Annotated in this window: 15 protein-coding genes and 1 pseudogene; 6 read left to right on the top strand and 10 right to left on the bottom strand. The window is 43.8% G+C overall.

Going from position 1 to position 18679, the window contains the following annotated elements; genetic code table 11:
• Window positions 1-2 precede the first annotated feature (2 nt).
• The gene (locus JMV76_RS03140; RefSeq protein WP_045445091.1) at window positions 3-725 is read right to left on the bottom strand and encodes a Bax inhibitor-1/YccA family protein; all 723 of its coding nucleotides are present in this window, start codon (window positions 723-725) and stop codon (window positions 3-5) included.
• 299 nt (window positions 726-1024) lie between these two features.
• Between JMV76_RS03140 and JMV76_RS03135 the strand changes: the two genes are divergently transcribed.
• Together JMV76_RS03135 and JMV76_RS03130 are read left to right on the top strand one after the other, a co-directional pair.
• On the top strand, window positions 1025-2029 hold the full coding sequence (locus JMV76_RS03135) for an NAD(+) kinase (protein ID WP_226950210.1): 1005 nt from the start codon (window positions 1025-1027) through the stop codon (window positions 2027-2029).
• Window positions 2030-2096: 67 nt separating this feature from the next.
• Window positions 2097-2408 (top strand): YeaC family protein, encoded by a 312-nt coding sequence (locus JMV76_RS03130; protein WP_045451872.1) that lies wholly within the window; start codon window positions 2097-2099, stop codon window positions 2406-2408.
• A gap of 86 nt (window positions 2409-2494) precedes the next feature.
• On the opposite strand, the gene JMV76_RS03125 is transcribed toward JMV76_RS03130, so the two are convergent.
• The 5 genes and pseudogenes from JMV76_RS03125 to JMV76_RS03105 all read right to left on the bottom strand — a co-directional run bounded on the left by JMV76_RS03125 (window position 2495) and on the right by JMV76_RS03105 (window position 9736).
• On the bottom strand, window positions 2495-2869 hold the full coding sequence (locus JMV76_RS03125; RefSeq protein WP_227690044.1) for a HopJ type III effector protein: 375 nt from the start codon (window positions 2867-2869) through the stop codon (window positions 2495-2497).
• 122 nt (window positions 2870-2991) lie between these two features.
• A pseudogene (csrA, locus tag JMV76_RS03120) lies at window positions 2992-3159 on the bottom strand (carbon storage regulator CsrA); the annotation flags it as partial.
• A 369-nt stretch (window positions 3160-3528) separates the two neighbouring features.
• Complete coding sequence (locus JMV76_RS03115) at window positions 3529-4815, bottom strand: aspartate kinase (RefSeq protein WP_055124395.1); 1287 nt, start codon at window positions 4813-4815, stop codon at window positions 3529-3531.
• A 325-nt stretch (window positions 4816-5140) separates the two neighbouring features.
• Window positions 5141-7813, bottom strand: coding sequence for an alanine--tRNA ligase (gene alaS, locus JMV76_RS03110; RefSeq protein ID WP_193009460.1), 2673 nt, complete (start codon window positions 7811-7813; stop codon window positions 5141-5143).
• Window positions 7814-7975: 162 nt separating this feature from the next.
• Window positions 7976-9736 carry a TIGR00341 family protein gene (locus tag JMV76_RS03105; protein ID WP_201501572.1) on the bottom strand — a complete coding sequence of 587 codons (1761 nt, stop codon included), beginning with the start codon at window positions 9734-9736 and terminating at the stop codon, window positions 7976-7978.
• Window positions 9737-10027: 291 nt separating this feature from the next.
• Between JMV76_RS03105 and JMV76_RS03100 the strand changes: the two genes are divergently transcribed.
• Complete coding sequence (locus JMV76_RS03100) at window positions 10028-10240, top strand: hypothetical protein (RefSeq protein ID WP_087814154.1); 213 nt, start codon at window positions 10028-10030, stop codon at window positions 10238-10240.
• Between the two features lie 100 nt (window positions 10241-10340).
• Here the strand turns inward: JMV76_RS03100 and JMV76_RS03095 are convergent, their stop codons facing one another.
• The gene (locus JMV76_RS03095; protein ID WP_201501571.1) at window positions 10341-11780 is read right to left on the bottom strand and encodes a L,D-transpeptidase family protein; all 1440 of its coding nucleotides are present in this window, start codon (window positions 11778-11780) and stop codon (window positions 10341-10343) included.
• Between the two features lie 290 nt (window positions 11781-12070).
• On the opposite strand from JMV76_RS03095, the gene prmB reads away from it, so the two are divergent.
• Both prmB and aroC read left to right on the top strand, forming a co-directional pair.
• Complete coding sequence (gene prmB / locus JMV76_RS03090; RefSeq protein WP_201501570.1) at window positions 12071-13237, top strand: 50S ribosomal protein L3 N(5)-glutamine methyltransferase; 1167 nt, start codon at window positions 12071-12073, stop codon at window positions 13235-13237.
• 144 nt (window positions 13238-13381) lie between these two features.
• Window positions 13382-14485 (top strand): chorismate synthase, encoded by a 1104-nt coding sequence (aroC, locus tag JMV76_RS03085; protein WP_201501569.1) that lies wholly within the window; start codon window positions 13382-13384, stop codon window positions 14483-14485.
• 151 nt (window positions 14486-14636) lie between these two features.
• On the opposite strand, the gene JMV76_RS03080 is transcribed toward aroC, so the two are convergent.
• The 3 genes from JMV76_RS03080 to JMV76_RS03070 all read right to left on the bottom strand — a co-directional run bounded on the left by JMV76_RS03080 (window position 14637) and on the right by JMV76_RS03070 (window position 17617).
• The gene (locus JMV76_RS03080; protein ID WP_193009458.1) at window positions 14637-14837 is read right to left on the bottom strand and encodes a hypothetical protein; all 201 of its coding nucleotides are present in this window, start codon (window positions 14835-14837) and stop codon (window positions 14637-14639) included.
• A 116-nt stretch (window positions 14838-14953) separates the two neighbouring features.
• Window positions 14954-16753 carry a two-component system sensor histidine kinase CreC gene (creC, locus tag JMV76_RS03075; RefSeq protein ID WP_201501568.1) on the bottom strand — a complete coding sequence of 600 codons (1800 nt, stop codon included), beginning with the start codon at window positions 16751-16753 and terminating at the stop codon, window positions 14954-14956.
• A 69-nt stretch (window positions 16754-16822) separates the two neighbouring features.
• Window positions 16823-17617 carry a response regulator gene (locus JMV76_RS03070; RefSeq protein WP_201501567.1) on the bottom strand — a complete coding sequence of 265 codons (795 nt, stop codon included), beginning with the start codon at window positions 17615-17617 and terminating at the stop codon, window positions 16823-16825.
• 363 nt (window positions 17618-17980) lie between these two features.
• Between JMV76_RS03070 and JMV76_RS03065 the strand changes: the two genes are divergently transcribed.
• The gene (locus tag JMV76_RS03065) at window positions 17981-18652 is read left to right on the top strand and encodes an alpha/beta hydrolase (RefSeq protein WP_193009455.1); all 672 of its coding nucleotides are present in this window, start codon (window positions 17981-17983) and stop codon (window positions 18650-18652) included.
• Window positions 18653-18679: the final 27 nt, after the last annotated feature.

Here is an 18679-nt window from a genome sequence, read left to right as displayed (position 1 = left end):
GATTAGTCTTGCAAGTAGCTTAGCAAACGCATAAATTCAATGTACATCCATACGAGCGTGGCAAGAATACCAATACTGAATAACCATTCGTAGTCTTCAGAGACACCCATTGCCACACCGCGATCGATATTATCGAAGTCTAATAACAGCGTGAAAGAAGCGATGATAATCACAAATAAGCTAAAGCCGATAGCGATAGCACCACCTTCAAATAAGAACGGTAAGCTTGAACCAAACGCTAAAGAAAGTACCCATTGCGCCACATAAACCAGCATAATTGCAATCAATGCTGAAGTCACAATTGAGCGGAACTTTTCAGTCACCTTGACCAGACCTGAGCGATATAGCCCTAGCATAACGGCTGCCGTCACAAAAGTGGCACACATAGCGGTCACTGGTACACTCGGATACATCCGCATAAAGAACAGCGAGATGCCGCCTAAAAATATGCCTTCTAACAGTGCATAAGGCACCGCAAAGGTTTTGGCCTTATGAGGTTTAAAAGTGATAAAAAGCGCGAGACCAAAAGCAGCAAACATACTGCCGAAGGCAGCCATCGTGATAAAGCCTTGCGACAAACCTGCCATAAGGGCATAAAAGAAAAAGCCCACACCAGTGATCGCAGATAATCCAAGTAATAGACTGGTCTTTTGAATCACGCCCTTGACCGTCATTGGCTTACCGCCGATCGCAAGTTCTGCGCGACTGACAATAGGATTGGCCATAAAGTTGTCCTTAATAAAATATAAATAATAATGATGCTAGCTACTTTAGCAAAACCGCCATTATTGTCAACTGTGTTTACGTGACAGCCATCAAGGCTTCACGACCTTATAGAGCTATTATTAGTTGATGTATTTTGGCGTATTGCCTAGCTAAACAAACACGTTTAAGAGTAACGTGCGATGGCTTTTATATGGGGTTGATTACGACAGTTAACAACGATAATTCATAAACATGCTAGTCTAAACGCTCGTTTATCGCTATCATTGGCGAGTAATTTACCGTTATGCCGAGTCGTTTTATGGAAAACTCAGCGCAATCCGCAAGATTGCCGCACTTACATGAATCAGAGCTGTTCCACGCTATCAAAAACCCTGCTTTTAGGCGTATTGGGCTTATGGGCCGCGCTGGTAAACGTAGTGTCACTCAAAGTTTGGTACAAATTGCCCAGACTATCAATGAGATGAATCTCACATTGATTATGGATGTGCAAACGGCGAACTTGCCCACTTTGAACCTTACTGAGATTGAAAAGGTCAAAATCGTTAAGCGTAGTTTGATTGGTGAGATTTGTGATTTGGTCATCGTTGTTGGCGGTGATGGCTCGATATTGCACGCGGCTGAAGCGTTGGCACGCTACCGTGTGCCTGTATTTGGCGTCAACCGTGGTCGGCTTGGTTTTTTGGCGGATGTAAAACCTGATGAAGCGGCGTTTAAATTGCGCCAAGTCCTGATGGGTGATTATCAGTTGGATCATCGTTTTCTATTAACGATGGAGATACGAGAAGGGCGTACTATCATTCATGAAGACATGGCGCTCAATGATATCGTATTGCATGCGGGAAAATCGGTTCATATGATTGATTTTCAGATGAAAATCGATGGTCAAGATGTCTATCGTCAGCATAGTGATGGTTTGATTGCAGCAACGCCTACCGGTTCAACGGCCTATGCACTCTCTGGCGGCGGTCCCATTATTCATCCGAGTATGGATGCTATCTGTTTGGTGCCCATGCATCCCCATACGCTGTCTAGCAGACCGATTGTGGTGAGCGGTAATAGCGAAGTATGCATTCGCATTCATGAAGACAATCGCACTCAGCCGATGGTCAGTGCCGACGGCAAGCCAAGCGTGCCACTTGAGCAGGAGCAACGGCTCTATATTCGTAAGCATCCAGATAAGCTTACTTTATTGCACCCGCCAGGGTTTGATTTTTATGAAGCTTGTCGCACTAAATTGCACTGGAACGTCCATGCTGAGGAATTCAGTCTTGACGTGGATGATGATATTATGGACGACGAATAAGTGTCTCTTTTATATAAAAACGTTATAAAAAATATGTTATAAAAAATAGTAGTGGAGAATAGGCAGGATGGATAAGCAAACGATATTAGCAAGTTTAACGCCAGAAGTGGTGGATAAATTCCGCATGGCGATTGAGTTGGGTAAGTGGCCTGATGGTCGCAAGCTGACCGCTGAGCAGCGCGAGACCTGTATGCAAGCGGTGATGGTGTGGGAGCACGAGCATCTACCACCTGCTGAGCGCACAGGCTATATTCATAAGCCAGTCAAAGACGATGGTTCTATCGTCGGGGCAGAATGTGATGTCGAGCATGAGCATCATTATCCAAACATGCCTAATCCGAAAGGCGCAGTCCAACCCGTCAAGTTTCGTGATAAATAGGCTGATGGCTAAATTTTCTAATAAAAAATGAAGCACATAAAAAAGGCCACGCTAATCAGCGTGGCCTTTTCTTATTTAATAATTTTTTAAAGCGCCGTCGTATCAACACTAGGGCGAACCGTTAATGGGTTTTTTTGCATCAAAAACCCTTGCCAGCCCCAATGTAAAAAATTGCGGATATTGGCATGGTCAGTACCGTTAGGAGTTGCTTGCACCTTGGCATAATGCTCGCCAAACAGTTTTAGCGTGTCCAATTGATTCAGACCATGGTGCTTGGCAAAGCCAAAAATTTTCGCACTACCTTCATTTTCACCAGCTGCATTGTGTACCATACCGTTCACAAACGGGGCAGGTGCGTAGCGATAAAAATCATCAATAAAACTGATGACATCATTGAATCCAATGGTTTTTTTATCCAAACCATTAAGTAGAGCCGATACATCTGATTGGCGGATACTCATAAATAAATGACCTCAGAGCAGATTAAAAAGTGAAAGTATGTAACTTAGCGATTGAAATAGTCTTCGTCATCAAATGAAGGCGCAAAATTGCCCTGCTCAAGATGTTGCATTTGCGACTGTACAGAACGCTCATGCTGAATACGTTGGTAAATCTCTTCGCGGTGTACGGCAATATCTTTCGGTGCATTGACACCGATACGTACTTGATTGCCTTTGACACCTAGGACCGTCACACTGACCTCATCACCAATCATTAGCGTTTCGCCCACGCGGCGTGTCAAAATTAACATGCGTCACACTCCTTATGTCGCATCAACAAATTATTACTCATCAGATTACTTCTCAATTGCAGGACATTACCGCAGCACTAGAAAGACAATGTATCAATGACAACCACAATGCTTACTATTGTGCCAATAGCGGTAATGATAGGTAGATTCATTTAGCCCAAATGAAAGCCCCATTATAGGGGGCATAACAGAGACTGTCACGGGTTTTCACAAAACTATTGGGTAAATACTCACCCTAGCAATAATAAAAAATAAAAATAGGATCTAAAAAGACCCTATTTAAATTAATACATTGTTGAAAGTAATTGATACTGACTTAATGCATAACTGTTAATGCTAAATCGATTATTCTAAGCGTTTTAAAATAAGTTATAGCCCAGCGATTTTACTTTCGCCATCTTCACGATCCAGACCAAATGCGGTATGTAGTGATTTAACGGCTTTTTCTAAATACTGTTCTTGGATAAGGACAGACACTTTGATTTCGCTGGTTGATATCATTTGAATATTGATATTGTTTTCAGCAAGCGTTTGGAACATGAGGCTCGCAACACCAGCATGAGAGCGCATGCCGACGCCGACTAAAGAGACTTTAACGACTTCATCATTAGCCAATATCTCTTTAGCACCGATCTCATCTTTGACTTCATTTTCCAGTACTTTCATGGTTTTGTCCATGTCAGTACGGTTGACAGTAAAAGTAAAGTCGGTGGTGCCATTGGTAGAGAGGTTTTGCACTATCATATCAATTTCAATATTGGCACGACCAATCGGGCTTAGGATAGCAGAGGCAATACCAGGATGATCAGGTACACCGCGCACGACTATTTTTGCTTCGTCTCGATTAAAAGCGATACCTGAGATGATTGCCTGTTCCATATTGTCTCCTTCGTCTATCGTAATTAAGGTGCCGACATTGTCTTGAAATTCTTGGTCGAAGCTACCATCGTTGTTTTCATCAAAGCTAGATAATACGCGCAGTGGTACACCATATTTACCCGCGAATTCTACCGAACGAATCTGTAAAATCTTAGAGCCAAGACTTGCCATCTCCAGCATTTCTTCAAAGGTAATTTTTTCAAGTTTTTTGGCTTTTGAGGTTACACGAGGGTCAGTGGTATAAACGCCATCAACATCGGTATAAATCTGACATTCATCAGCACCCAAGGCAGCAGCAATAGCGACACCTGTGGTATCAGAGCCGCCGCGCCCTAATGTGGTCGCGTTGCCTTCGTCATCAATACCTTGAAAGCCTGCGACGATGACGACATTGCCTGCATCAAGTTGCTCACGGATATTTTTGTCATCGATGCTTTCGATACGGGCTTTATTGTGGGCATTGTCCGTTTTAATCGCGACTTGACGACCAGTAAATGAACGAGCGCCTACACCAAGCTCTTTAATCGCCATAGCAAGCAATGAAATCGATACTTGCTCACCGGTTGAGACCATTTGGTCGTATTCACGGGGATCAGGCTGAGTGCTAATTTGGCGTGCTAGATCAATCAAACGGTTGGTTTCGCCGCTCATAGCAGAGACGACAACAACTATTTGATGACCGTTGTCATGCCAGCGTTTGACTCGTTTGGCGACGTTTTTGATGCGGTCGATACTGCCCATCGAGGTGCCGCCGTATTTCTGTACTATTAACGCCATAAAAATCTACCTATTATTCATTAATGGCCTTTTATTATCATCAATGAGAGCCAATATGCGGATGTGACGCTCAATCAATGCTTGTATAGATAAAGCCGTATTATAAGAATTGCGCCCATGCTTTTCGTTTATGTATTCAGTAGTGCTGACTAGGTAATGCACGCACGATGCATATAAACGTTGACCTTTATATCATATCTACGTCACAACGTTAAGTGCCCGTAGCGCTTAGATACATGGCGATTGGTTATAACCGTTATAACCAATCGCGTATCTTATGCGTAGTAGACCCAAGTGATGCGCTGTATTCATGTTTTTTTCAGGACTAGCTAAGCTGAGTTTCAATCCAAGCAGGTAGGGCGTTGATAACCGCGGTACTGTTGCCAGACTTTGGCGCGCCGCCTTGTGCGTAATCTGGCTTACCACCACCTTTACCGCCCAGCTCACCTGCCAAATGACGAATGATATCACCAGCTTTTACTTTAGCGGTGACTGATTTTGCCACGCTTGCAGCTAGGGCTAACTGTTCGTCTTTATCACCAATCAATACAATCACGCCATCAGGAAGTTTAGATTTAATATCGTCCATCAGGGTGCGGATAGATTTGCCGTCGATACCGCTTAAGGTACTGATAAGCACCGGCGTGCCTGCGATGGTCTGCACTTCATCGAGTAAATTGGCTGCTTGGGCGCTGGCAATTTTTTGCTCTAAGCGCTCCAGTTGTTTCTCAAGTTCGCGCTGCTTATCCGCCATGGTACGTACGCGCTGTGCCACTTCAGGACGTTTCACTTTTAGCTGACTGGCAAGCTCGCTCAGCTGCTGCTCACTTTGCTGAATGTTTTTAATCGCATTCATGCCAGTGACAGCTTCAATACGGCGGATGCCAGCAGCAATACCTGATTCGCTGGTAATTTTTAGCACACCGATATCACCAGTACGTTTAACGTGCAAACCACCACAAAGCTCAATAGAGAAGGGCTTGCGCTGACCATCGACGATACTGTCAGTGCCCATGGTTAAGACACGAACGTCACTGCCATATTTTTCGCCAAACAATGCCATAGCGCCTTGTTTCATCGCTTCGTCAATAGACATATTCTCGATGCGAGCAGGGGTGTTGGCTTGAATTTGCTCATTGACTAAGCGTTCGATACGCGTAATTTCAGCAGTGCTGACAGGCTTGTCATACGAGAAATCAAAACGTAAGACTTCGCTTGATACTAATGAGCCTTTCTGTGTGACTTCATCACCCAATACTTCTCTTAATGCGGCATGCAATAAATGCGTGGCAGAGTGGTTTTTGGCACTAGCCGCACGGATGCTGGACAAGACTTGCGCATCGGCTGTTTGTTTGGTGTTAATGTCACCCATGGTCACGACACCGTAATGGATGATGGCTTGACCAGATTTTTTGGTATCTTGCACTTCAAAAACGCCAGTTGCAGTGCGGATTTCGCCAAGCTCACCAACTTGACCACCACCTTCAGCATAAAACGGTGTACGGTCAAGTACCACGACGCCTTCCATGCCCTCAGCTAAGCTGGCTGCTGGATTGCCATCTTGATACAGCGCATCAATCGTCACGCCATCTTCTGCAAGCTGCTCATAACCGATAAAGGTCGTTGGGTTTTCTACTTGAATGACACTGCTATAATCAACGTCGAATTTGCCAGCATCACGAGCACGCTCACGTTGCGCTTGCATATGCTCATCAAATTCAGCTTCATCAATAACAATACCGCGCTCACGAGTGATATCCGCAGTCAAATCGACCGGGAAACCATAAGTATCGTACAGTTTAAATGCGGCTTCCCCAGATAACGTGTCGCCATCTTTTAGACCTTCCAGCTCGCTGGCAAGTAGACGTAAGCCTTGTGCCAAAGTTTTGGCAAACTGTGCTTCTTCCTTTTGAATGGCATTTTCAATGACGCTTTGCTTATCTTTTAGCTCAGGATACGCCGTACCCATTTCAGCAACCAAAGGCGCGACCATTTTATAGAAAAACTCACTGTCAGCACCAAGTTTATTGCCATGACGTACCGCACGACGAATGATACGGCGCAGTACATAACCACGACCTTCGTTGCTTGGTGTCACGCCATCAGCAATCAAAAATGAAACAGCGCGAATATGGTCAGCGATGACTTTTAATGACGATTGTTGCTGGTTTTCAATCTCTAAAATCTCAGCCGCCGCATCCATCAAATGTACAAATAAATCTATCTCGTAGTTGCCATGGACGCCTTGCATGATGGCGCTGATACGCTCAAGTCCCATGCCAGTATCTACGCTTGGCGCTGGTAGCGGTAGCATAGAGCCGTCTTTTTGACGATTAAACTGCATAAAGACGCAGTTCCAAATCTCGATATAACGGTCGCCATCTTCTTCAGGTGTGCCCGGTAGACCGCCTTCGATATCGGCACCATGATCATAAAAGACTTCAGTACAAGGACCACAAGGACCGGTATCGCCCATCGTCCAAAAGTTGTCTGAGGCGTAAGGCGCGCCTTTATTATCGCCAATACGAATAATGCGCTCGCTAGGAATACCGATGTCTTTATGCCAAATATCAAAGGCTTCGTCATCGGTCTCATAAATGGTCACATACAAGCGATTTTTATCAATCGCAAGCCATTCGTCCGAGGTTAAAAACTCCCAAATATAGCCAATACCGGCTTGCTTAAAATAATCGCCAAACGAGAAGTTGCCAAGCATTTCAAAGAACGTATGATGGCGCGCCGTATAACCGACATTATCCAAATCATTATGCTTGCCGCCAGCACGTACGCACTTCTGCGAGGTCACCGCACGGGTATAATCACGTGGCTCCATACCCAAAAACGTTTCTTTAAACTGATTCATACCGGCATTGGTAAATAGCAATGTCGGGTCATTGTGTGGAATCAAACTCGATGAGGCGACGGGGGTGTGCTGCTTGCTTATGAAAAAATCGATAAAAGCTTGACGAATATCGGCTGAGCGAAATGGCTGGCTCACAGCGGCTCCTTACTGGCGAATAGAATTGAGTAAAATAATTTTGCAAACGATTTTAGCACAAACGCCCAAGCTCTTGGTACAAGAGTTACAACGGCTAGGTTATTCTGCGCATGCAGATGCTCGATGGATTTGTAGCGCATCAAAGCCAGTTGGTCAAAAAAACTAATTGGTTAAAATCGCCGCATCAGTCTCGTCCAGTTTATCTTGACTCAATGGATTGGACTCAATGACTTGTACTGGCAAGTAGCGTAGCTGTAGCTTAATGGGTAGATACTCAGGGAAATTCTCTGCCATATCTTGAGCAATGACGGTTTCGATTTGCCGTACATCGTATGAAGTAGGCGTCGTCTCTCCGCGAATGACCGCACGTACGACTTTATTTTCTTCTGAGGTATCAAACTGAGTATTGGTCAGCACGTTGCCTTTGTCGATAAAGTAGCTATTGATGGCTTCTTTGACGCTACTCTCAAAAACCTGTTGTTTGGCATTGGTCTGTAGGTTGATGGTCAAATACGTCCCCAATCCACCTAACAATAATAACGTCACCGCATTACGGCGTAAAAAAGTCAAATAGGTGCTTGATTTATAATCGTCATCGACCAAACGGCGAAAGCCTAATAACCAGAGTACTAAAGCATTGGTAAACTGGATAGCAATAATATTGGTTAGCGCCAGTAGCAGTGCCCCAAGTCCAAGCTGCGTCTCGCCATTGGCAAATAATATCCCACTCGCGGCAAGAGGTGGCACCAATGCAGTGGCTACCGCCACGCCGACCACTGCCACTGATAGGTGCGGTGAAACCATCGCATAAGCACCAGCAGTACCACCCGCTAGAGCAATCATTAAATCCATCGAGGTTGGCTGAGTGCGCGATAATATCTCTGCGGTCAGTGGCTGGTCTTTGTGTAACCAGCCGACGATAAAACCAACCAATACCACCAATGATACGCCGACGATAACCGTAATCAGTGATTTACGTAGTAATGGCATACGATGATCAATAATCGCTAACGCTATGCCAGTAATGGGACCTAACATCATGGCAACCAACATGGCGCCAATGACGACGGCAGCTGAATTGGTCACTAACCCATAACTGGCGATGATGGCAGAAAGTATATTCATAATGAAATACATTTTGCTAAGCAGAGCGTTGGCCTCGATTCTGACCCGTACCTCTGGATAGTCTACCTTTTGATTGCTAAATTGCTCGGCAACAAATTGCTTATAAGATTCGAGCTTGGCTTCTTTTTTTTCTTTAATCTCGTCTTCTAGCTCTTCCTGATTATCGACTTTATCTTTCACAGTATTTTTTACGATAGTGTCATTATTTTTCGGTGTGTCTGGCTGTTTATCAATTGAGGACGGTTTTGTGTTGTCACTATTTGCTTTGCTTTCTTGCTGAGGGTTATCAGAGATAGGATAAGTGCTCTGTGTATCAGCGGGGGCAATACCCTCTGCCTCTACCGTTACCTCAGCGTCAGCATCTTCTTGAGACGTTTGCTCGGAAGCGTCATCTTCTTTTGCTTGAGCATGTTCTGCTGATGCATTTTCTAGATTTTTATGATTGGGCGCTGTTGTGGATTTTAACGATTCATTGGGTAGTGGTGTCTCAAGCCCAGTTATTTCAGACTCATTGTTGGGCTTGGCGGTTTCTAACGTTGCCACTACCTCGTCAGCACCAATGGACTTTATCGCTATCGTTGTTTCAGGAGGCTGCGCACAAGCCATATCCTCGCCACAGTCATTGTCATCATGAGTCTCTGAGCTTTTTGAAGACTCAGTATGTTCAACAGTGCTATCTAGTACAGAGCTATCATCTGCGTCAGTTAGCACCACTTTTTTGTCTGAATAATTGGCCGTGCTTGAGGCATCTTTTATAACTGAAGAATCATTAGAGGGTTTGTTTTCAGGTGAGGTCATGGCAAATAGCTTTCTTAAAAAGTAAAAGAAAGACATTATTGTAATGATAAAAAGAGGACAACGTATGGGTTTTTTACCACTAAATAGAGCGCAGTGTCATTAAGTAGTAATACTTAAAATAGTAAAATTATGCATCACTAACTTATAACAATAAAAACCTTAACTTTAACAGGGTTTTTTATGCTTAGTCACCTACTATAGCTGGCTCGCAGGTTTATAGGAAATACTTACTTTCTTTGTGGGTTTAGTGTATAAAGGTACTATATCCACAATAAAAATGAGGAATAAGTTATGAACTGGCCATTATTCTCTGTTATCTATTCAATCGCAGCAACCGTTACCATTGGCGTTTTTATGATTGGCGCTTTAGTCACAGGTTTTAATGAAATACCTCATATCCAAATAGCAGTAGCATTGGGCGTTTTGGTGTCCATCCCTGCAGGCATGTTTTTTACCAAAAAAGTTGGTAGCATCACTGGTAATGAAGAAGGCTATAAAGCATAAAAATGAATAATGTTGTCAATTTAAATCAATAAATCCGATTATCAGCCATAAAAAAAGACCTTGCTATCAAGGTCTATTTTTATTGATCATTTATAACTTATTATTTAAGCTCAACGGTCGCGCCATTTTCGATATTGGCATAAACCTCTAACACATCCCAGTTGGTTAAACGCACACAACCTGCAGAGGCTTGGCGACTGATGCCTTCAGGCTTGGGTGAACCATGAATACCATATGAAGGCTTAGACAAGCCCATCCATACGACGCCAACAGGGCTATTTGGTCCTGGTGGTAGCATATGTATTTGTTTGTCTGCGCCTTTACCAACGGTTGCTTTATACCAAGGCATTTTCACCTTGTTAATGATTTTAAACGAACCTTGTGGCGATGGTGTGGCATCGCTACCGATTGTCGTTGGGTAAGTAGCCACCAGCTTATCGCCGTTATAAGCATATAATGTCTTATCGGCTTTATTGGCAACCACACGGTTAATGCGCTGCTTAAGTGGTGCACGGGTATTTAAGACAGTGATGGTTTCGCCGGCTTTATACTGCTTATTTTTATTGAGCTTATCTAAATAACGCACATCCATATGGAAGCGCTCACCAAGCATCTCTTTAATGTCTTGATAGTATAAGCCTTTCATTTTTGACTTGGCTTCTGAACCTGCAGGTGTGCTGGCAAAGTTGGTCTTGATATCATCTTCAGTGATGGTGTAAGTCACGAGCACAGGCTTGTTGGCAGGGATATTTTTATTTAACGCATCCCATGTTTTTTGATCCATTTTACCTGTGGCTGGTAGACCTTTCATGGTTTGGAAGTTGATGAGGGCTTTTTTACTGTTCATGCCCCAGCCGCCATCGATGGCGCCAGGAGAAGCATGGTTCCAATCAAGCAGTGCCTGCATTTTGATCGTCATTGCCGAGTTAACTTTCATATTCGGTGTCCATGTGGCACCGTTTACCTGTTTGGCGTAATTCGACAAATTCAGCGTAGTATGTTTTTTACCATTAACATCTTCGATGCTTTTGATAGACGTATCTGCTGGGCTAGCATCAGATATGGCTGCGGTAGGGGCAGCGACAGCTTGACCTTCACTAATATCGTCAGTGCTATCAGACTGCACATCTTTACGAGCCAGCTCTTCTACCGTCATATTATCAGCACTGACTGCTTGTTGCGCTGTCTCTACATCGACTTCCTGCTTTTCGTCAATCAGCTGAGTCATACGATCAGGTGAATTAGGCTTCAAGGCAGGCGTGGCTACAACAGGCGCACGACCATCGATTGAGCTACTGCGGTTCTCTTGTACATCAAGGCTAACTTTTTTGGCAATGCTAGGCATTGAGTCAGCAGTTCGTACTGGCAGGGTGCGCGTATTATCAGCAGGTGCGGCAACGGCGCTGACACTGGTAGTAACGATAGCAATTGATATAGCGGTAATAAGAGGCTTCATTTTCATCATATTGGGATACTTATGGTTATAACTACTGGGGCTATTATGCGCATAATTTGAATGCTTCGCAAACTTTTGACACATCTTTTTTCATTAAAGTCTTGCCAAACGTCAACCGTTGACGTATTCACTACAGTTGGGCAATAACTGAGCGAGGGTATGCATAAGATGATGCGCTATTCTTACCTACAATCCTCATTATTCACATTGTTTTTAGAACCATTTTTATGAATATAAAACTGCAAAAATTGGCGCAACTTAGCGTTTATGTCTATAATGGTGAATAAATTTTTATTTAATAGATCGGCTTTTAATAAAAGGCGTTTTAACCCATCCGCATGTAGTCAGTGAACATGTAATCAGCAAGGTGCGATATGTCAGAAGACCAAACAATGAGCGCAGAAGAGTTTCAAAATCAATACTTCAATGACGATGGTCTAGAGAGTGAAATGGTGTTTGATTTAGAGAGTGGGATTCTGAGTGAAGACGAGCAATTTGCCAATTTGCCTGCAGAATTAGAAGAGGCCCGCGAGCAATTGGTCAGTATTCGTGATTTTATTCGCTTTTCGGTCACCCAGCTTCGTAATTATGATGTGGTCGTTGCACAAGGCACCACCGATGAGTTTGCTGAAGCATCCGCCATTGTTTTGCATTCTCTGGCTTTAGACTGGTCAGCCAATGAGCAGATTCTCGATTGTCGCTTGACCACATCAGAGAAGCAGTTGGTACTGAGTTTGTTAGAAGAGCGTATCGCTGAGCGTAAACCATTAAGCTATTTGATCAACTTATCATACTTCTGTGATTTGCCTTTTTATGTCGATGAGCGGGTGCTAATTCCAAGATCGCCTATCGCAGAATTGATTCGTCAGCAGTTCCATCCATATTTTGATGTCAATGAGCTTGCCAAACCACTTGGTAAGAGCGTCAACGAGCAGGCTGCTGCATTTTATGATCACGGTTTAGAGGTCAAGCAGCTGTCGCAGCCTGAGCGTATTTTAGATTTATGCACTGGCTCTGGTTGTATTGCTATTGCACTTGCGACGCGTTTTGTTGATGCGCTGGTTGATGCTGTTGATATCGATAAAAGTGCGCTTGAAGTAGCCATGGTTAACGTCGATCATCATGATCTTGGGCATCAGGTTAATGTGATTGAGTCCGATCTGTTTGCTAAGATTCCTGCTGAACACCAGTATGAGTTGATAGTCACCAATCCGCCGTATGTTGATGCGGCTATTATGGCAGAGCTGCCACCTGAATTTTTATATGAGCCAGAGCATGCGCTAGCCGCGGGTCAAGATGGGCTGGATTTGGTGCATCGTATTTTGTTTGAAGCGCCAGATTATCTGAGCCCTGAAGGCTTGTTAGTTTGTGAAGTAGGTGATAGTGAGTGGGCATTAAAGCAAGCCTATCCTGAAATTCAGTTTGATTGGTTGAAATTTGCCCACGGTGGTCACGGTGTCTTTGCGATTACTTATGATGAGCTTATGGCACATCGTGAGCTGTTCAATGCTTACGTACAACTGTTAGATAGCATTCAATAGAGCTATAAAGTAACAAAGCTATCAAGCAAGAGAACTATTGAGCAATAAAACCATCGAGATTTACGCGATACTTAAAAATCGACTTCATTACTTAAAAATCGACTTCATTACTTAAAAATCGACTTCATTTGTTTAAGGATAAATATGGCAGGCAATAGCATTGGACAGGTTTTTACAGTCACGACTTGTGGTGAGTCGCATGGTGCAGGTCTTATGGCAATCGTCGATGGCGTGCCGCCTGGCTTAGCCTTATCCGCAGATGATTTGCAAATCGATTTAGATCGCCGCAAACCGGGCACGTCTAAATACTCTACCCAGCGCCGTGAGTCCGATGAAGTTGAGATTATTTCTGGTGTGTTTGAGGGTAAGACGACCGGCACCTCTATTGGCCTGCTGATTCGTAATACCAATCAAAAGTCCAAAGACTATGGCGAGATTAAAGACACGTTTCGCCCCGGTCATGCCGACTATACCTATAGCATGAAATATGGCTTTCGTGATTATCGTGGCGGCGGGCGTTCCTCAGCGCGCGAGACTGCGATGCGCGTGGCGGCAGGTGCTATCGCTAAAAAATATCTACAAGAGCGCTTAGGTGTGCAAGTCCGTGGTCATGTCACCCAAATTGGCAGTGAGTACAGCAATGTCCTAGACTCAAGCCAAATTGATTGGGACTTTGTGAATAGCAATCCGTTTTTTTGCGCCGATGCCGATGCTGTCAGTCGTTTTGAGACCTTGATAGATAGTTTACGCCGTGAAGGCACTAGCTGCGGGGCACGCCTAGAGATTATCGCTAGCGGTGTGCCAGTCGGACTTGGCGAGCCAGTATTTGATCGTTTGGATGCAGATATTGCCCATGCGATGATGAGCATCAATGCTGTTAAAGGCGTTGAGGTCGGCGACGGCATGGCAGTGGCAGGACAGTTCGGTCATAGCTCTCGTGATGAGCTGACACCAGACGGTTTTACTGCCAATCATGCTGGTGGTATTTTGGGCGGTATCTCTTCAGGGCAAGACATCCGTGTCAGTATTGCCCTGAAGCCAACCTCTAGTATTACGACGGCTGGCAAGAGTATCAATACACAAGGCGAGTCGGTTGATATGTTGACTAAAGGTCGTCATGATCCTTGTGTAGGGGTACGTGCCACGCCTATCGCAGAAGCCATGCTGGCCATTGTTTTACTCGATCACTATTTGCGCCATCGCGGCCAAAATGCGGATGTTAAGCCGCCAGTAGCATCTATTACTTAGATTGTTTACCGTAAAATTATAAACCCTCTATTATTTCTAACTAGTGTTTCTAACTAGACATGATAGAGGGTTTTTTTGACTGATTTTTTATAAATAATTAACAAGCCAGCAACTTAGTTGATAAGATTTAATCAGTAAATTGAATGAATTCTTAAGCTGCTACTTGATAGTGGTCAACTGCCACACATTGCTGGTGGCGAAATACCAATAGTAGTTGTTGACTGGGAATGGCTAACCAATGCCCAAAAGCGATACTATCAATCCCTTCATCTGACAGCGCTTGTAGGCAAAAATGGCGACTACCGCCTAAACAGTTTTCTATAATTTGGTTTTGTTCAATAGCGTCTTTCATGGTCTTTCTATCCTTAATAGGGGTTACGAATTTGAATAACGCTATCGTAAAACAAGCAGATAGAAAACCTGTGTAGGAATGATGGAAAATTCATGGACTGGCATAGATGCTTATTTTTAAGCCAATGGTAGGGTTAAGCTAACCATGACACCAGAACGTTGATTCTTATCAGTACCAATTTTATCGTTATCATCATGGACGTTATTAATAGTTACCTGACCGCCATGATGCTCAATAACTTGCTTCACAAGGGTTAAACCAAGGCCAGTGCCTTTTTTTAAGGTATTGCTAGCCATGCTAGACTGTGTTTGCGTAGTATCGGATGTTGAGTGACTCTCTGCTGAAAATTCTGATAGATGATCTGAGGTTTTTTCAGCAGCTTGACTCTGATGCGATAAGCTAAAATAACGGTCAAACGCTTTATCAACGGCATACTCAGGGAGCAATTTACCATTATTAAAGATATCAATAGTCACAGTTTGCGCTGAGCCATGTTGCGCGATGCTTTGCAGATAAATAACGACTGTGCTATCGGCAAAATGAATGGCATTGTCCAATACATTTTGCAGCACTTGTACCAACCAAAACTGGTCAGCGAAGACGTTGGTATTTGCCAAGGTATTTGGCGATAAAGTTGTTGTTTCAGTCACCCGTTTATCATTAAGATAGATGTCGATAGGCGCTAGGTGCTGCTGTTGCAATTTAGCGCTATTGTCTTTTGCAAGGGTTTGCAACAACGGTAGTAGAGGGGTCAGCTGGCGATTCAGCTTAAAAGTCGGTTGCTCAACTTTGGCAAGTAATAGCAGCCGATCAATCAATTGTTGCATTTTGATGCTTTGTTCACCAATGGACTGGATGAGCATCTGTTGATCTTCTTTATCAAGCCCATCGTCTTCTAGCAACTCACTACTGGCACGAATGGCGGTTAACGGGCTTTTGAGCTCATGGGTCAGGGTATGAACATAGTCGGTGACATAGGCGCGATTTTCCAATCGATGTTTCATAGACTCAATGGTATCCGTTAGGCTGTTAAGCTCATGACCTAAGTAAAAATAGGGCTTTTTGGTGTCTTCTGCCAGTGCACTGGTATATTGGGTCACAAGGCTGATGCTTTGCTTGAGCCACCAGGCGACCAGTCCTGCTAATATAAGGGCAGCAATACTCATGAGCAGCGCTGGGATAAGCATGCGATTGCGTGTATCGTCTAAATAAGGCAACACGCTAGCGACAGGTTTGCCAACGCTGATGATACCAATGAGATTGTCAGCGTTATCCTTTATTGGCTGTGCCACATACATCACCGTACCATCTCGCTGATTATGATCTAGCGTTGTACTTCTCGCGCCATACTGACCATTTAACGTTAGATAGACATCATTCCAGCGGCTGTAATCTTGTCCTTCATCATTGTCAGGTTCGGGTAGTGAGTCGTATATGACAATCCCTTTATCATCGGTGACATATATCCGAAAGCTGCTAGGACTTTTATTTTTATATTCTGGATCTGTTGTTTTACTTATCGTGGGCGTGCCGATAAATGCCGCATCGAGTTTCGTTTGACACTGCTCATCGTATAGCTGTCCTGAAGATAACGGCATCTGCAAACTTGCTGCCAGCAATTTGCTGGTATCTAACAACGTATCTTCGATGACTTGCTGTGCCGTCGGTTTGACATAACCAAACAGCTGAGTAAATGCGACCACACCGCAGATAATCAGCACTAACGCCAACGCGAGCCAAATCCTAAAAAATATACTTAAATTCAGTAGTCGTTTTGGTTTAGTCGTTTGCTGCGCGGTGCCGATAGGATGCAGTTTTGCATACCAATTACTTTGGCTGACATGCGCGCTGTTATCAGCCTTATTAATATGAGTATTAGGATGGCTATTAGCACTATCGTTGGTTTTAGGATTCATATTTTTAGGTGTATTATTTGACGTTATAGAATATCGGTTTTAATTAAAATATGGCTATCGGCAGTGCAGCTATGCTGGACACAAGGCGTAACCCAAGCCGCGATGGGTATGAATGACATCAATGCTCGCGTCGACGGTCGCCAGCTGCTTACGAATGGACTTGATATGACTGTCTATAGTTCTCGCCAAGCGATGATCGGGATAGTCGCTTACCGCGCTCAGCAGTTGCTCACGGCTAAAGACTTGATTAGGGGCTTTTAACAAGGTTAATAAGATTTTGCGTTCTGTGTTACTTAGCTCAAGCTTCTGCTCTTGCCATATCAAGGAGTAATTGAGTGGTTGGTAGTGCCAGATGCCAGACTGACATTCAAACGTTAACGCTTGTCCTGACATAGTATTTGGAGATGCAGGATTGGTTGTATCGCTGGCTTCTGTTGTATGGGAGGTGGAGGACTGAGACAATAATTGCTCACGTCGCCAAATGGCTTTTAGACGGGCGACCAACTCTCGCGGGCTAAATGGCTTGGCACAATAGTCATCGCCGCCCATCTCTAAACCCAAAATACGATCGATCTCATCGCTACGCGCCGTCAAGAAGATGATAGGAATGTCTTTTAAGCCGTTAATATCAGGGGTGTGGCGTATCTGTTGACAGAGACTGAGACCATCGCCATCTGGCAGCCCAACATCCAAAATAATCGCCGATAGATCTTGCGCTTCAGCACTATTATGTAAATTGCGCAGAAAAGGCAACACGCTACTGGCGTTATCAAGCCAAGTGATTTGCCAGCCTTCACGTTTGCAAGTGACTTTCAGTGACATCGCGATAGCAGGATCGTCTTCTACCAATAAAATATGGGTCATAAGCTCTATATCGCTATATAAAGAAAAACTATTTAAGATGAAGGGGGTATTAATATCTAATGAGATACGAACATTGAAAAATGAGTGTAGGGCATCATACAGTAGTAGCTAGAGTGCTATCTAAGTTGACGAATTTATCGTAGCACAAAAGTCGCACTCGCTTTTGCTATCAGGCCTTAAAAGATGTGAAAAGTTGATGGAAATTGGCATTATTAGCGAAGACTTTTTTGACTAGCGGTTCTGATGAAAGGCTGTAAAATAATCAGTATTATTATAAAAAATATTGAAATATAGTGCGAATTTCAGTTTTACTAAAAATAAGTTTGATGTACCTACCATTTTTATTTAAAGGAATTTAAAAATATGAGTGACTATTTAGATGCGGTCATCGTTGAGCATAATCCAACGCAAAAAAAGATAGATAGAGCCGTTATTTGGCTACATGGTTTGGGCGCGAGTGGTCATGATTTTGAGCCAGTGGTACCACAGCTCGGTTTAGCGGATGATATGGCAGTGCGTTTTATTTTCCCTCATGCACCAAAGCGCCCAGTGACGGTGAATGGTGGTATGATAATGCCAGCATGGTACGACATCTTAGAGATGAGCCTAGAGCGTAAAGTCGATATCGCTCAGATTGAAGAGTCTGCGCAGCAAATCCGTGATTTGATCAGCCGTGAGATAGAGCGTGGTGTTAAGCCTGAACACATTGTAATCGCAGGATTTTCGCAAGGCGGTGCAGTGGCATATCATGTGGCACTTGGCTACCCGCAGCGTTTAGCTGGCTTGATGACACTCTCTACTTATCTAGCGACTAATGATAATATTAGCTATAGCGCTGCTAATAAAGATATGCCAATATTGATTGAGCATGGTACGCATGATCCAGTTGTTCCTGTAATTTTGGGCGAGCAGGCGCAGCAGTTATTATCCGCTAAAGGCTATAATGTTGCTTATCATACTTATCCGATGGCACATCAAGTTTGCATGCCGCAGATTCAAAATATTGGTAAATGGCTCAATAAAGTACTGGCTTAGAGAGTTCAGCTGTAACGTAATGTAATA

This window comes from Psychrobacter cibarius, from assembly GCF_904845955.1.
GTDB lineage: Bacteria > Pseudomonadota > Gammaproteobacteria > Pseudomonadales > Moraxellaceae > Psychrobacter > Psychrobacter cibarius_B.
The sequence above is the reverse complement of the archived record's forward strand: the minus strand, read 5'-3'. Positions and strand labels throughout refer to the sequence as shown.

What these genes read in the sequence shown, in the direction of transcription:
- JMV76_RS03140 (WP_045445091.1), bottom strand. Translation starts at nt 725, where the DNA reads ATGGCCAATCCTATTGTCAGTCGCGCAGAACTTGCGATCGGCGGTAAG.
- JMV76_RS03135 (WP_226950210.1), top strand. Translation starts at nt 1,025, where the DNA reads ATGGAAAACTCAGCGCAATCCGCAAGATTGCCGCACTTACATGAATCA.
- JMV76_RS03130 (WP_045451872.1), top strand. Translation starts at nt 2,097, where the DNA reads ATGGATAAGCAAACGATATTAGCAAGTTTAACGCCAGAAGTGGTGGAT.
- JMV76_RS03125 (WP_227690044.1), bottom strand. Translation starts at nt 2,869, where the DNA reads ATGAGTATCCGCCAATCAGATGTATCGGCTCTACTTAATGGTTTGGAT.
- JMV76_RS03115 (WP_055124395.1), bottom strand. Translation starts at nt 4,815, where the DNA reads ATGGCGTTAATAGTACAGAAATACGGCGGCACCTCGATGGGCAGTATC.
- JMV76_RS03105 (WP_201501572.1), bottom strand. Translation starts at nt 9,736, where the DNA reads ATGACCTCACCTGAAAACAAACCCTCTAATGATTCTTCAGTTATAAAA.
- JMV76_RS03100 (WP_087814154.1), top strand. Translation starts at nt 10,028, where the DNA reads ATGAACTGGCCATTATTCTCTGTTATCTATTCAATCGCAGCAACCGTT.
- JMV76_RS03095 (WP_201501571.1), bottom strand. Translation starts at nt 11,780, where the DNA reads ATGTGTCAAAAGTTTGCGAAGCATTCAAATTATGCGCATAATAGCCCC.
- prmB (WP_201501570.1), top strand. Translation starts at nt 12,071, where the DNA reads ATGTCAGAAGACCAAACAATGAGCGCAGAAGAGTTTCAAAATCAATAC.
- aroC (WP_201501569.1), top strand. Translation starts at nt 13,382, where the DNA reads ATGGCAGGCAATAGCATTGGACAGGTTTTTACAGTCACGACTTGTGGT.
- JMV76_RS03080 (WP_193009458.1), bottom strand. Translation starts at nt 14,837, where the DNA reads ATGAAAGACGCTATTGAACAAAACCAAATTATAGAAAACTGTTTAGGC.
- creC (WP_201501568.1), bottom strand. Translation starts at nt 16,753, where the DNA reads ATGAATCCTAAAACCAACGATAGTGCTAATAGCCATCCTAATACTCAT.
- JMV76_RS03070 (WP_201501567.1), bottom strand. Translation starts at nt 17,617, where the DNA reads ATGACCCATATTTTATTGGTAGAAGACGATCCTGCTATCGCGATGTCA.
- JMV76_RS03065 (WP_193009455.1), top strand. Translation starts at nt 17,981, where the DNA reads ATGAGTGACTATTTAGATGCGGTCATCGTTGAGCATAATCCAACGCAA.